9 protein-coding genes and 2 pseudogenes are annotated in these 13,475 nt (G+C 58.2%); 4 read left to right on the top strand and 7 right to left on the bottom strand.

Features of this window, described 5'->3' with window-relative positions; all coding sequences use genetic code 11:
* Together QJT82_RS43795 and QJT82_RS43790 are read right to left on the bottom strand one after the other, a co-directional pair.
* A partial coding sequence (locus QJT82_RS43795) for an ABC transporter substrate-binding protein (RefSeq protein WP_281446708.1) occupies positions 1 to 375 on the bottom strand: 375 nt, incomplete at its 3' end.
* A 1,179-nt stretch (positions 376 to 1,554) separates the two neighbouring features.
* Positions 1,555 to 3,270 carry an MFS transporter gene (locus tag QJT82_RS43790; RefSeq protein ID WP_018270225.1) on the bottom strand — a complete coding sequence of 572 codons (1,716 nt, stop codon included), beginning with the start codon at positions 3,268 to 3,270 and terminating at the stop codon, positions 1,555 to 1,557.
* Between the two features lie 977 nt (positions 3,271 to 4,247).
* Here QJT82_RS43790 and QJT82_RS45695 point away from each other — a divergent pair.
* Together QJT82_RS45695 and QJT82_RS43780 are read left to right on the top strand one after the other, a co-directional pair.
* Complete coding sequence (locus QJT82_RS45695) at positions 4,248 to 4,511, top strand: Flp family type IVb pilin (protein WP_016842074.1); 264 nt, start codon at positions 4,248 to 4,250, stop codon at positions 4,509 to 4,511.
* Positions 4,512 to 4,678: 167 nt separating this feature from the next.
* Entirely contained in the window at positions 4,679 to 5,260 is a 582-nt protein-coding gene (locus QJT82_RS43780; RefSeq protein ID WP_016842073.1) for an NYN domain-containing protein, read from the top strand.
* A gap of 700 nt (positions 5,261 to 5,960) precedes the next feature.
* Here the strand turns inward: QJT82_RS43780 and QJT82_RS43775 are convergent.
* Positions 5,961 to 6,314, bottom strand: a complete 354-nt coding sequence (locus QJT82_RS43775) for a hypothetical protein (protein WP_016842072.1) — start codon at positions 6,312 to 6,314, stop codon at positions 5,961 to 5,963.
* A gap of 368 nt (positions 6,315 to 6,682) precedes the next feature.
* A pseudogene (locus tag QJT82_RS43770) lies at positions 6,683 to 6,976 on the bottom strand (Dabb family protein); the annotation flags it as partial.
* Positions 6,977 to 7,561: 585 nt separating this feature from the next.
* Between QJT82_RS43770 and QJT82_RS43765 the strand changes: the two are divergent.
* Positions 7,562 to 8,704: an 8-amino-7-oxononanoate synthase gene (locus tag QJT82_RS43765; protein WP_016842069.1), complete on the top strand. Its 1,143-nt coding sequence runs from the start codon at positions 7,562 to 7,564 to the stop codon at positions 8,702 to 8,704.
* Between the two features lie 841 nt (positions 8,705 to 9,545).
* Here QJT82_RS43765 and QJT82_RS43760 read toward each other — a convergent pair.
* The 3 genes and pseudogenes from QJT82_RS43760 to QJT82_RS43750 all read right to left on the bottom strand — a co-directional run bounded on the left by QJT82_RS43760 (position 9,546) and on the right by QJT82_RS43750 (position 12,348).
* Entirely contained in the window at positions 9,546 to 10,295 is a 750-nt protein-coding gene (locus tag QJT82_RS43760; protein WP_233475711.1) for a carbonic anhydrase, read from the bottom strand.
* A gap of 8 nt (positions 10,296 to 10,303) precedes the next feature.
* Positions 10,304 to 11,023: a thermonuclease family protein gene (locus QJT82_RS43755; protein ID WP_018270226.1), complete on the bottom strand. Its 720-nt coding sequence runs from the start codon at positions 11,021 to 11,023 to the stop codon at positions 10,304 to 10,306.
* A gap of 431 nt (positions 11,024 to 11,454) precedes the next feature.
* Positions 11,455 to 12,348: pseudogene (locus tag QJT82_RS43750) on the bottom strand (IS630 family transposase).
* 41 nt (positions 12,349 to 12,389) lie between these two features.
* On the opposite strand from QJT82_RS43750, the gene QJT82_RS43745 reads away from it, so the two are divergent.
* Positions 12,390 to 13,391 carry an effector protein NopP gene (locus QJT82_RS43745; protein ID WP_276325455.1) on the top strand — a complete coding sequence of 334 codons (1,002 nt, stop codon included), beginning with the start codon at positions 12,390 to 12,392 and terminating at the stop codon, positions 13,389 to 13,391.
* Positions 13,392 to 13,475 lie beyond the last annotated feature (84 nt).

Genomic DNA, 13,475 nt, shown 5'->3' with positions numbered 1-13,475 from the left:
CCTGGTGGCTACGATGAACCAGAAATCCTCCCTCCGCAAAATCCCCCTGTTTGTCTCACAGGCCCTGACGGCGAACAAGTGCCCAGCAACGAACGGGATCCTGGCGGCAGCGACCTTTTCCGCTACCGATCGCGCCTGCTTGGGATCGCAGGCATCGTCCTCGATGTCGAGGGCTAGCTTCTTGCCGAGTACGCCGCCGGAAGCGTTGATCTGCTCCACCGCCATCTCGGCGCCGTTCTTCATTTGCCGACCGAAGGCGGACTCGCCCCCGGTTATCGGTCCAGCGACGGCGATGGTGATTTCCTCAGCCAATGCCGCGGTGAATAGCACAATCGATGCTCCAAGTGCAAAGCCGATTAGCTTAAGTGATTTCATGGGGAGTCCTCACAGGGGTGAACGCGGCGGCGAGCAAGCTTGAGCAGAGCAAGGCGACCGCGCGGCGGTCAGTGGCAGGAAGCAGCCCGAGATAAAGTGACGGTCGCGCATCGAACCGTTCGATTGCGCCGCTATGTGAGAGCAGGAGTCTACCTTGACTTGATGAGACAACGGTTCGTACTGCAGGAATATACAACGGTTCGGGAGCTATCGGCAGACAGCCCATCGCTGCGCGTCCAATCTCATACCGCCCGCTAGCTCAACGAACAGGGCTATCTTAGTTGGAGACTAGCTGAATCGGGTGTTTATGAAAGAGATAGATCGGTCCGTAACGTACAGGCTCGTCGCGTCAGAAGCGTCGTCGCTTGAGCCACGCGGTCGATCGAGCCGAAACGAGAGACGGTCGTTAGCTCGTGCGCGATCATCGTCTTTCGAGACGCAGAAACACTTGATGCTCGACGGCGTGATCGCCTTGATAACACGCGCAAGGCAACCAGCGCGGTTTCAAATGAAGGCAAAGACGAGCAGGCTCGAGCAGAGTAGTGCGAAGCTGGTCGCGGTCAGCACAAGGAGGCTACCGGAGACAAGATCATGATTGCCCATGAAGCGCACCCTCGATTGCAGCTAAGGAGAGACGCGCAGCAGCAGCTCGTCTCTTTGAGCTTCGACAGCAAATTATGCGATTCTGGTTGCGCTATTTCCGCGTCGTCCGGGTGAATGCTGCATTTTTGCGGCATCATTCAGCGGTATTCTGTTGAAGTTCGGCGTAAGAAGTGGGGCGGATGGAGGCTCGAAACGTCAGAAATAGACAGCTCTTATGCGGCGAGCGTCGAATGGTGATTTGGCGCCCGGGGCGAAGCTGAGGGCCCACCATCCAAGGAAGCGCCGCCGACGGCAGGCGAGCACAACGTATTGCTAGACTAGCTTGGTGACGCGACCATCGGGAGATGTACGGCTGGCCAACAGCAAAGCCACCGTACGCGAGTAGGCGCGTCGAACAAGAGCTTACAAAGCCCGAGCGTTTCATTGCGCTTGACGGAAATCGTCGCGCGATTATCGCTTAGTCGGCCTGACGCCTTCGTCGATTTTCGCGAGGGCAAGGCAAGGAGCGTCCAGCTAGGCGCCTTTCGTGTGATGAAGTGTTGATTGCTGCGTTCCGGCCCCTGCCAGCAGGCTGGGTCACTTGATTGGGCGGAGTGGCCGGCTACGTAATGCCTTCGTCGGGGTTGCGATCTCCCCTCGCATTTCGCCAGCTGCGTACTCGGTCGCATCGTCGTTCGAGTGTACCGAGCCGAACGGCCTTTCCAGCATACGACGGACCCGTATCGGCGCGGGGCCGACGTGGAAATGAATTGCCCGCTGCTCTAGTATACGTTCCGACCGCGTCGAGCGGTTCCGCCAACGCAAGTAGTCGAGCCAGGTCGGGCAATGATAGCGCTCGGTCCACATTTCCGGATCGGCAATGTCGCGCGCGATCGACCAGCCGTAGGCGCCGTTGCGCTGGCGAGACAATTGCACATCTTGCATAACACTATGAAACGCTCTGGCATTCTCCTGTGCAACGCGGTATTCGATCTCCACGACGAGCGGGCCGCTGCGTCCGGTCAAGGCGAGCCGTACCTCGGGGTCGGCGAGCGGCTCAGGCTCCTCACCCCGCGCTCCGATGCGGGGCATGGGCAGCCAGCGGCCGATGAGTGGTGAGGCAAGCATTAGGGCGGCCGATACCAGCAGCGCCGTTTCGACGCCGGCCGCGTCGGTCAGACGGCCCCAACCCCAGCTGCCGACGGCAATCCCGCCTGAGCTCGCCGCCTGATAGGCTGCAAGCGAGCGTCCGGCCACCCAGCGCGGCGCCGACAGCTGCACCCCAATGTTGAATACCGCCCACACCATCATCCATACGGCTCCCGCCAGGACGAGCGCCGCCGCGGTCAATACGGGCTCGTGACTGAGCGCAACCGCGGCCATCGCCGCGCCCATGGACAGCGCACAGGCGCGGATCGCGGCCTCGCCGCTCAATCGCTTGCGCAGCTCGGTGATATTCAGTGCACCGACCACCGCACCCAGGCCAAAAGCGCCAAGCATGATGCCGTAGGTCTGCGCGTCGCCATGCAAGAGATCGCGCGCCACCAGCGGCATCAGAGCGGTGATCGCACCGCCAATGATGCCGGTTACCAGGCTACGGATCAGCACAATCTTGATCGACGGCGAATTGCTGATATAGCGTACGCCAGAAACCATCGCGCGGCTCAATCTTTCAGGCGGCAGGCGTGAGGGTGCGCTGATGCGTTTCCAAAGCAACAAAGCGATAATCAGCGGCACATACAGCAACGTGTTGAGCGCGAAAGCGGCCACTGCACCCGCGGTTGCCACCACGACTCCGCCGATTGCCGGACCTATGCTCCGCGCGATATTGTAGCTGATGCCGTTCAGAGCGATCGCCGCAGGCAGCTGTGCTTCCAGGGGAACTTGTTCGCTAACCGACGATTGCCAGGCCGGTCCCATCAACGCCATGCCACTGCCGACAACGAGGCATAGCATGAGCAAGAGGTTTGGGGTGGCCAAGCCAAGCCAGGCAATCACCGTCAACCCGGTCGCTCCGGCGAGCGCCAATCCAATGGAGACCAGCGCCACGATGCGGCGGTCATACATATCCGCGATCGCCCCGGCTGGCATCGAAATCAGCATCACTGGCAGTAACAGCGCGGTCTGCACCAACGCGACTTTGTCGGCCGACGACGTCATCTGCGTCATGGCCCAGGCTGCGCCAACACCTTGAATCAGGATACCGACATTGGACAGGAGGCTCGCGAGCCAGATGCGCCTGAAGGTCGCGTGCCGCAGCGGCGCCGTGATGCCGTCGGCGCTACGTGTCTGGGCTTGAGGTGAATCGGTCATATCAGCTCGTGATAATCTACCATGATTTGATCTTGCTAGGGATCACAAGGGTGTTCCTGGCGCGATATCGCGTCAGATCCTGGCATGGTCGTGAAATGAGATGCTTCGATCGCGTTTGGTTGACAGTGATCTACTGCTTCTGTCGCCTTGCGCCTGATAGCAAAGGCAGCGGCGCAGAAAACAGGAACAGTCACCATCGCCGGTGCTGCAATCTCCTATCGCAGTAGGATCGCTTTCTAATCGTGATCGGATGACTTAAAGCCTGCCTCATACCTATTCGCTCCAGCACGCTGGTTGTATGCTCTTGTTGAGAGGTTGTGCTCGCTGGCAGATGCCCAGTTTTGTACGAGGCGGACAATGCGCGAGACCTCTAAGCGGGACACGGTCTGCATTGCGAGAAGCTGAACTAGCTCCCAGGAACCGCATCTCCATCTCGCGGGATTCTTTTGGGGCGGCGCATCAGTCAGCCTCTAAGAGAGGTCCGCCCGGATGATTTAGACGCGAAATGCCGAGTTCATTGCTGCAGCTGCATCCGCTTTTCGCGAGGGGCTGATGACCGCATTGCTGCGCTAGTGTGCCACGGCGGCATTTAGACCAGGCGCGGGATCTTAGGCTGGGTCATGATGTCAAAACCTGCTCGGGATGGTCAATTCTCGGGTGAAGGTGCACGTGAGACGCTCGGGGGATAGGAAACGAGCTGGTTCGTCCCTTGCGTACTGAGTTCGTTCGAGCGCAGCCGAAGGGAATCGAGGTATTCATTGCCGGCATGGCAGACGGACATGGCAGAGCCGCTCTAGATCATCGGGGACGACAGATGAGCAGTGGAAGAGCGATGCGCAAGCAGGAGACTGTGCGCCTCAAAGCGCATGTCGTGAAGATTTAAGATAACGTCACGTGACATAGCAATAAGGGCTGGGAGTGACCGGAATTGCTACAGCAGAATTCCAGGCCCGGAGGGCGCCAGAAATGACATTGTCATGAGATCATTCGCTTTTCAGCGGTTTTGGCCGAACAAGACTGGGGCGACCTCCATCGAGTACGGTCTGATCGCGGTGGCGGTCTCCGTTGCACTTATCCTTGCGCTCAACGGTCTTCGTGCAAACTATAACGCTGATTGCAGTGCTGTGCCTGCGCGCAGCGTTTCGACCGGCGAGTTCGACAAGATGGATCTCGCACGCGAACCCGGCACAGGCAAGCAACAGAACTTCGAAAAGGCCTCCGCTGGATCCTTGGGCCGATGATGTGAAGTCGATGGAATAAGAAACGCGACCGGTGTTATGAGCTCGATAGAAATCTCGTCCCATGCCATTGGAAGAGGCCCCTTCGCCGCCGACCCTCCAGCTCCTCGTAAGTGGCTAGTTCACAGCCTGCGCGGCCCCGCGCAACCATTCTGCAAGCCGGAGCAGTGATGTCCCGATTCGAAAAGCTTGCCATCTTTATCGACGGTCCCAACCTCCACGCTACCTGCAAGGCGCTTGGTTTCGAGATCGACTACAAGCGCCTGCTTGAGGAGTATCGGAGGGCGGGCCGGTTGCTGCGGGCATTCTACTACACGGCGACTGCCGAGGATCAGGAGTATTCGTCGATCCGTCCGCTCATCGATTGGCTCGACTATAATGGCTACACCGTCGTCACGAAGGCAACCAAGGAATTCCTTGACGCCAGCGGTCGGCGTAAAGTGAAGGGTAACATGAACATCGAGCTTGCGGTCGATGCCATGGAACTCGCGGGGCATATCGACCAGATGATCCTGTTCTCTGGTGACGGCGACCTCCGTTCCTTGGTCGAGGCCGTGCAGCGCCGCGGCGTCAGTGTCACCGTCATCTCCACCAATACGATCCAGCCGCCGATGATCGAAGACGAGCTTCGGCGGCAGGCAGACGACTTTATTGAACTAGCACAGTTGAAGCCGAAATTGGGCCGCGATCCGACCGAACGGCTCGGGCCCGCGACGGGGGCTGGCAAGCGAGAGTCAGCCAGCGCGGAATAGCGCATATGGTGATGCGGGGACGACAAGTGGCCATGATACCCGGCAGTCCCGCCGGCGCCATCCGACAGCACGACCATCACATGATGGCTTGCTCCTGCCAGGGGCGTCTCGCGCCTGTTATGGTGTTCTAGACGCCGATGCCATCCTCTCTCGCAACGGTCGGCTCCAACAGCGCTTGTTGCTTGTAACGCGGTGCGCTCTCGGCAGCGCGACGTCCGGCGTCCTCAGGTGGGTCTGACGATAGCTTCGGCCGCATCTCGCACCGGCTGACACGGTGCGCTGGACCGGTGGTTGGATTGTCGTAGTTCGCTCCCAAGCCGCATCAGGCTGCACCGCAGCCACAGCCCTTCCTGCTTCTCGTGCGTGCTACGCCGAAACAATGTTTCAGCATATGCCCGCATGCGGAATCGGTAAAGCAGTCGGTAGAAATGACTGGCCATATCCTGCTCTTGGTCCATTTCGCCAACGAGAAGCTTTTCATGCCATCATTGTCTTCAGTTAGCGCGATGTTTGAATGCAATTTTGGCCCAGCTCACGCATGAAACCGGCCTTGAAGTGCCTCTCTTGATGAATTTTCATCGCCCGGATCGTGGTTCACGAGATAAAGCCGCAGTGAGCAAATTTGATCTCCGCCATTCAAACTTGGCTATGAGTGAGTCTTGACGACGAAGATCAAGTCGATGTCGTGCAGCACTTAGCGTCATCTACGATCAAATCGCCGTGCTAGGATGCCGCGAGAATTCGTGCAAGCCGCCATAAAAGCATCTAGCAGGATGTGAAGACTTTCAACGTCTGCTAACAACCTATCCGATTCTTCGCGCTCTGTTGTGCCGAGCGCATAAGATGCGCAAAGTCGCCTGGCGTGGTTGACCCTTTCGCGGCCGTTTGCGGCTCGCTTTTCGGCAAACTCAAGCTGCGTGGGATCATGACGGAGCTTGTCCAACTCGCCGAGCAGCAACTTCGTGACCGTTTGTCGCTCATAGTTGGTGATATCCGCGCTGTAGAGCACGCTGAGATAGCGATCGATGTTGGCGCGTGCGACGTACCGGTACATGTCGCCGGTCCCCTGTGTCCGGGGCGGTCCCTAGGTAAGAGCCCATTGTACCGTCCAACGGCATCGAGCACTAGCAATTGTCACTGCTTGCGCCCGCCATTGCGGCACGGCTCGACCGTTGCGTTCGATTATCATGGCGCGGATGGTTCAGAACGTGCCCTTGTGGTGCGCGTCGACGATGATAGCGCGCACGCCCGTTTCGCACGAAACCCGTGCCGGTTTTGAGGTCGATGCACTCCCGGCACCGGCGCGCTTTCTAGCCGTGATCGGCAACCGGGAAGCGGGGCAAAAACAAACACCGCCAGACATCAGGTATCGAATTGCGCCGCTCCGTTGGGTGGCGCAGACTCTTGGCGTCGACCGTCGGGTTAACATCCGCACGTAGGCCATGCGCGGCGGCCAAGCTGGCTCATTCCTTCTTCCGCGGCTAAGCGCGTATCTGTGCGCACATCGTAGTCGGCCGCAAATCGTTTCTCCCGGAGTGGTCGTACCAGCCTGATCGCCTCCTAGCATAGGCCATGCGCTTTACGAGCTCCGACTTCCGTCTCGTTGTCGAATTCGGCATAGACCACGACGTCGATATCGTTGTCGAACTGGTCGATCTTGCGATTGCGAGCGATCTCGAGCCGACGTGCATGTGGGATTGTTGTGAAAACCGGCAGGAGCATGATGGTCCGAAGCTTGTTTGCAAGTCGGTTAGACAATTATCGTTAGGTTGTCACGCCGCAGCGCGTCATGAAGGTCCATGGTTTGAAGCGCTGGAATTGACAATGGTGTCGCGAGTGCTCCGGTACGGAACGTGCGCTCCTGATACGATCAGATCATGCTCCCTGAGCAAACGCGCTCCGATTGTCCGTTTTGTACAAAGTTTGCGCGCGCATGAGGAAGCACAATCTGCCACATAGCTAGATGAGGGCGGAATGGCCCGCACCGCCACTGGTTCACTCTCTCGGCGGACGTTGGGTGAGGGAGCCTGCTTGCAAGTCAAAGATGTACGATTAGTCGCGCCGCTGAGCGATCTTGGTGCGTTTGGTCGCGACGGCCAAAAGCGGGATTCGGCCGAGCAGGAGGCTTGTTCGCCGGAGGGCAGTCCATTACCGATGGACTTTAGGTGCCGTGCTTCTCGGCCAGCGGCGCTTCGATTTGCTTGCAAATTGTCGTGCGTCGATGACATGACTCAAGCTGAGATCCGTGCCACGAAGACTCGGTCGGTAGCGCGCTGCCGCGGGCGGTAGGAAATTCGATCAATGAATACGCCGCTTGATGGCTATGTCTCGGCCCTAAAAGCCTTGAATGAAGACGATCGGCTCCGTGGCCTGAAGCCGCGCAAAGGGACCGATTTTGCTTCAAACGACTATCTGGCGCTGGCGAGTGCGCCCCGTATGAAGAAGGCGTTGTTCACCGCGCTCGATGCCGGAACGCCGATCGGAGCCGGTGGGTCACGGCTCCTGCGCGGAAATTGTGAGGAGCACGAAGCTCTCGAAGCGGATGCGGCGCGGTTCTTCCGAACGGAGACAGCACTGTTCTTCGGCGGCGGTTACATCGCAAATTTTGCCGTTCTGACAACGCTGCCGCAGGAAGGCGATTTGCTTGTTCTCGACGCGCTCGTGCATGCTAGCATTCATGAAGGCGCACGAGCGAGCCGAGCCGAGTTCCGGATAAGCGCCCATAATGACCCCCAGTCGATCGAAGACACGATTGGCGACTGGCGCGCCAGGGGCGGAAAGGGACGCGTCTGGATCGTGGTAGAAAGCCTCTACAGTATGGACGGAGACTTCGCACCGCTTACAGATCTGGTCGCAATCGCCGAGCGCCATGAAGCGTTTCTGGTCGTGGATGAGGCACATGCCACAGGTGTTTACGGCGAGCAGGGACGGGGCCTTACTGCGCCCTATGAAGGGCGCGAAAATCTCTTAGTGATCCACACCTGCGGCAAGGCGCTGGGCGCGGCGGGTGCCCTTGTCACGGCTTCCGGCGTATTGCGCGACTTCATGGTCAATCGGTGCCGTCCATTCATTTTCGCTACCGCTCCGTCACCCCTAATGGCCGTCGCGGTGCGAGAGGCAATCTTAATCCTGCAGGAGGAACCCGACCGGCAACGGCATCTGATCGATTTGATCGACTTTGCACATCGGCAGTTCGCTGTGTGCGGTCGCGCGAGCTCTTCGAATTCACAAATCGTTCCTTATGTTGTGGGCGACAACGCCCGTGCGATGCGGCTCGCTTCTGCGCTACAGGCGCGCGGCTTTGATATCCGCGGGATACGGCCGCCAACGGTGCCTGTGGGAACGGCACGGTTGCGGATCTCGCTGACACTTAACGTCGGGCAAGATGATGTATCCGACATGATCGATGCGTTGGTCGAGGAGACCTGGGGCGACGTGCAGTGAGGCCGCGCAGGATGACCAGGCTGATGTCGGGATCGGCAAAACGGTCTTCACAGGTGCTTGCCGACGCACCCGCTTCGGAATTCAAATTGGCAAGGCGCACCCGCGCAGAGCTACTACAGCTCGTTGGACAAGTTCTCAGGACGTCCATCAATCCTTGAGTGCCAGGCTCGACGGATGTAGGCGACGCGCAGAAGAATATTCTGCGTTCCAGCCCGTGATCGCAACTGTCGCGCGCGCGAAAATTGCCGGTTTATTGCGGATCCAAAGTATGGTCTTACAGTTTCAGCGATGCTGCGTTTCCGAGATTGGCGGTCGCTTCGTTGGCTGATGCAGGAGAGACCGTCAGATGCCGTCGCGAGCAACAGTGTTCCTCACATCAGCAGGCTGGACCGCCGTCGTGATCCTAATTCTGCTGTATGTGATCTTCAGCCCGATCTGAGTCGGGGGGCTTAACGGAACGATCTCTATCGGTTCCAAAACGGATGATCGGGCGAGGATATGAAATTTGTCCGGTGTCGCCGAGCCCCGCTTCGATCCCGACATCCATCGCAGCGTATTTCTGCGGCTTCAGCCAACTGTGTTGACCAGTGCATTGACGGAAGGCATTGACCCTGTTCGGTCGCGGCATGAATTGTGTGGGTGCTGGCCGCGCGTTGCCAACACAAGTACGTAAAGTAAGAGGAGGATAAAGAGCCCGCGCATACAAAGTGGTGTCCTGTCCCGAAGCTGTATGTCAATTGTGCAGCGGATCACATCCGGTGCATCTACCGATGGACGGGTGAGTTTTGCGGAACGCAACCGAAGCCGTGCTGGGCGGTTCAAACGACTGCGAAAGTGCAGGTCAGTTCAGTAGATCGACCCTGCCGGTGTCGAGCCGGTACAGACCCCCGACGACCTCTAGTCTGTTCTGCTCAACTGCCGCGTTCAGAACCGGGCCCGCCGATTTAAGTTTCTCGACGTTATCGATTACGTTTTGCCGGGTGGCATTGGCGAACGCATCACCGGGTTGCTGGCGCGATTTCCGAACGGCAGGCGCAAGCGCAGTGACGAGGGATGGAATATGCCCCGGCGCCGGCTTGTCGTCGTTGAGCGACTTGATCGTGGCGTCTATCGCGCCACAATGATCGTGACCGAGTACTAAAATCAACGGTGTATTTAGCACAGCGACCGCGTATTCCATGCTCGCGATCGTGACATCGTTGGCAAAATTGCCGGCGAGGCGGCAGACAAACAGGTCACCAAGTCCGCTGTCAAAAGCAAGTTCAGGCGCTATGCGAGAATCGGCGCAGCTCAGAACCGCCGCATATGGATTTTGTCCATCGACTAAAACCTGACGCGCGCGCTTGAAATCGTCGCCTCGTGATGCGCCCTGGACAAATCGGTCATTACCTTCGATCAGCCGCCTGAGCGCAGCATCCGGCGAGAGCAGATTGTCCGGCTTGGGCAGCTGTTTTGCTTCCTTCGCATTAACGATGTTGTCGCCGAGCCGCATGCCAACCGCCGAAAACGCGAACAGCGACAGCAATAGCGACCGGCGCGACGGCTTGATCATCGGCGAGCAAGACATATTAGGGGAACGGTCTGCGTGCATGTGTCGCCTCATCGCGCCGCTTTACGCCATCCATTGGCTTCAGCCTCCGCTTCGCTGCAGAACCATCGATCACCCAGCTTCTTCGTCATATCGATTTGTCCGTAACCAAGTTGCCCGGGCATGTGATAAATGCGCTCGCCCCCGCGGCCCAGCGTGCCCTTTATCAGACATTCGGGTGAGGGCGGGTCGGATAGCAAAGCGGATCCGAGCAGGAGTTCCTGAGTGTCGATCGGTATCGAGCTCGCGCCGACAACGATCGTCCCCTTGTTGCGGCGACGCCAGTCCCAAGGAGCGATGAACGCCCCCGACCATAGGCCCGCATAGGCATTGCTCGCTACAACCTCATAGATAATGTAGGTGTGAGGATCGGATGATAGTGCCCAGCCCGAGCTTATCATCCATGCGTTCACGTCCTCGCCCGCGATAAAGCAGCTGCCGAGTGACCGGCCGTACTTATCCACCCCTGTGGTATGACAATCCCACGTTCGTCCATTCGAATGCCTGATAAGCTCATCGCGAGCAGCTATGCCGCAAGCCCATTTCTGGCCGTGGGCGTCGAGGCAGATCTGATCCGTCTCTGGCGCCTCGATACCCGAAAGCCGAATTTTGGTTTGCTCGATCTCAATGGTATTGCCATCGACGATGCGCGGAGGGCCGCTGAGTTTCGCTGCGCAAGCCGGAGACGTGATGATGGCGAGCAATGCGGTTATCATCGCGCGACGTTTCATCCCGACAGCCTTTCGCTCTTGGTCCGTGCGCTCAGAAACACGTGCAATCCGGCGTCGCCGCATTCGACTGCTTGATCGCACCATGTCGGTTACTTGGCCTGTGCTGCATCATTCGATGTTTGGTTGGTGGAAGCTCGATTGTGATTGCCAACCTACGGCCTGACGTAACGTGAGATTCAAGCGATTTCTTGTGTGAGTTGCGATGGGCTTCCGGCCTCGATCGTCTCTCTCAGTTGGCGCACACCGCACCGTGCTTAAGATCATCGGGCACAGCGTCGAACTCGGTGCATAAAAAAGCAACTGAGTGCTCCCGGAAAGAGAAAGCAATCAAAGTAAATGAACATGGCTTGCAACGCGTTCGCGAGCGCCATCGTACGGCGCACGATCGTTCGATGTAGATTCGTCGATGTGCCAGACATCGGGCGCGACCGTTAGAGCATGCTGTCTTTACACAGAGCGTAGCCCGAAGTTTTGAGGTAGTTGGTGCACTCTTCCTCGGAAGAGATTGAGGAGTTCACCAACCTTTCGCCAGGCGGCCTCGACATCACGAGGCGCAGCTCGCATGAGGTGTTTGAGTTTGGTGAAGACCTGCTCGATCGGATTGAGGTCAGGGCTATAGGGCGGCAGGAAGATGCGGTGGGCGCCTCTGGCGCCGATAGCTTGGCAAGTCGCTTTTCCTTTGTGGCTGCCATAGTTGTCGAGAACAAAGATCTAGCCAGGTGCGAGGGTAGGGGCCAACACGTTCTCGACGTACAGCGTGAAGAGCTCACCATTGATGGGGCCAGCGCGCTGATCCGATCGTGACGCAGCGTCGCGATGAAGGTCATGGTCTTCCAATGGCCGAAACGTGCAGATGCTTGGAGGCGCTGCCCACAAGGCCTCCAGCCGCGTAGCGGCGCCATATTGGTCTTGATCCACGTCTTGTCGATGAAAACCAGCCGCGCGACATTGATCCTGCCTTGGTGCGCTTTCCAGCAGGTCCGCTTACGGGCGACGTCTGGGCGATCCTGCTCGGCTGGCAGAAGCGTTTTTTTGAAGCTGAGCTCCTCGGCGAGAACAACAGTCCACACCGCCCGCACGCCTGTTTTGATCCCCGTGCAGTCAGCTCCCAGCTTGCGCAAGGTGAATGGCCCCGAGCGAATGCGTTCGCGCAGCCAGTAGGCGTTGGTATCCGACAGAACCCGCTTCTTATGACGGCCGATCTAACCGGGGCCAGGCCCCCGATATCCCGTCTCAGATTCTTCCAATTCGTCACGCAGGGACGGGCTGATCTGTAGCGCCTCCGCAATCGAACGAACCGTCTCGCCCGCGTCAGCCCGCGCCATGGCTCATTCGCGGATGTCTTCCGAATGGGGGCGCGTCATCCATGCTGGCCTCCGCCTCCAGCATGGAGGTCGAATCAGAAATCCCACCCGAGGGGAATCCCGATTCCAGAAAACAACAAGCTCCTAGTCAGCTTACGGTCAGTTTCGCCTGGCTACTTTGGCGCGGCCCAAAGCGCCTCAAATCAATAAGAAACCCTCTTGCCTTAGGAGTACGGATCCTCATGTACGGTCGAATTGGTGGGTATTATGAAGCAGTTACGTGGGCATCCCACGACGAACACGCGGATGACAGAGATTTCGAGGGCAGGTTCGCTAACATGCACCTGTCCGCAGCGGAGCCGACCTCCTCTTCTGCAGCGCCAACGTATTCCCTCGTGACCAAGCCTCCGATAGAGCCGATCGACAAGGATACGTTTCGCAGAGAAGCAAAGATCTTCCAAAATGATCATGAAATAATGCGCATCGCCGAGAATCCGCGGGAGTACTCGCGTTTCGTATCGACACGAGCCAAGAACGTCAGAGAGGCTGCGGAGGACTACGGCTCGACCAGAGATTCGGAGGAAGCGCGATACTACAGCTATAATCTTGGAAACAAAACTGTCGCACTGCTGCGGACGGAAGGCGGATACAGCATGAACGAATTCCACGACGACAGGTGGCGAGAACTGTTTCCCGGGCGAGAACACATCACCTCCGTCGTCGATCTTCAGCTTGCCCATCCCTTGGTGGAGAACGCAGGCGATATTCTACTCGAATATCAGCTTCGGCGAGATGCGCGAGAAGGCGAGCAACCGTTGCTTAAATGGTATCCACTTAACGAAGAATCGAAAGCTCGCGCGGCGAAGTTAGGTTTCGTAGAGGTCGACGATTGCAATATGGTACTTGATCCTACTCAGCATCCTGACAAATGGACAACGAATAGCGCAGGTGAATGGCAGCGCGCCAACAAACCTGAACGATATCTCGCTAAAGTAGACGACGGCGAGCGTCGTAATACCCATGTAGCAAGCTCCGGATACGCGTACGAGGATGACTTTATGTGACTTTAACCGTGAGCGTCACGAGAGGAGCACTGGTGCCCGGGCTTGACTTGCGCGGAATGCTCTGGATAGCCCGGTCGGGATGAT

The sequence above is a fragment of the Bradyrhizobium sp. Mp19 genome, assembly GCF_029952935.1.
GTDB classification, from domain to species: Bacteria; Pseudomonadota; Alphaproteobacteria; order Rhizobiales; family Xanthobacteraceae; genus Bradyrhizobium; species Bradyrhizobium elkanii.
Note: the sequence above shows the minus strand (reverse complement) of the source record. Positions and strands in the feature narration are given on the sequence as shown.

Coding starts and splice junctions, on each gene's coding strand:
- QJT82_RS43790 (WP_018270225.1), bottom strand. CDS start 3,270: ATGACCGATTCACCTCAAGCCCAGACACGTAGCGCCGACGGCATCACG.
- QJT82_RS45695 (WP_016842074.1), top strand. CDS start 4,248: ATGAGATCATTCGCTTTTCAGCGGTTTTGGCCGAACAAGACTGGGGCG.
- QJT82_RS43780 (WP_016842073.1), top strand. CDS start 4,679: ATGTCCCGATTCGAAAAGCTTGCCATCTTTATCGACGGTCCCAACCTC.
- QJT82_RS43775 (WP_016842072.1), bottom strand. CDS start 6,314: ATGTACCGGTACGTCGCACGCGCCAACATCGATCGCTATCTCAGCGTG.
- QJT82_RS43765 (WP_016842069.1), top strand. CDS start 7,562: ATGAATACGCCGCTTGATGGCTATGTCTCGGCCCTAAAAGCCTTGAAT.
- QJT82_RS43760 (WP_233475711.1), bottom strand. CDS start 10,295: ATGCACGCAGACCGTTCCCCTAATATGTCTTGCTCGCCGATGATCAAG.
- QJT82_RS43755 (WP_018270226.1), bottom strand. CDS start 11,023: ATGAAACGTCGCGCGATGATAACCGCATTGCTCGCCATCATCACGTCT.
- QJT82_RS43745 (WP_276325455.1), top strand. CDS start 12,390: ATGCTGGCCTCCGCCTCCAGCATGGAGGTCGAATCAGAAATCCCACCC.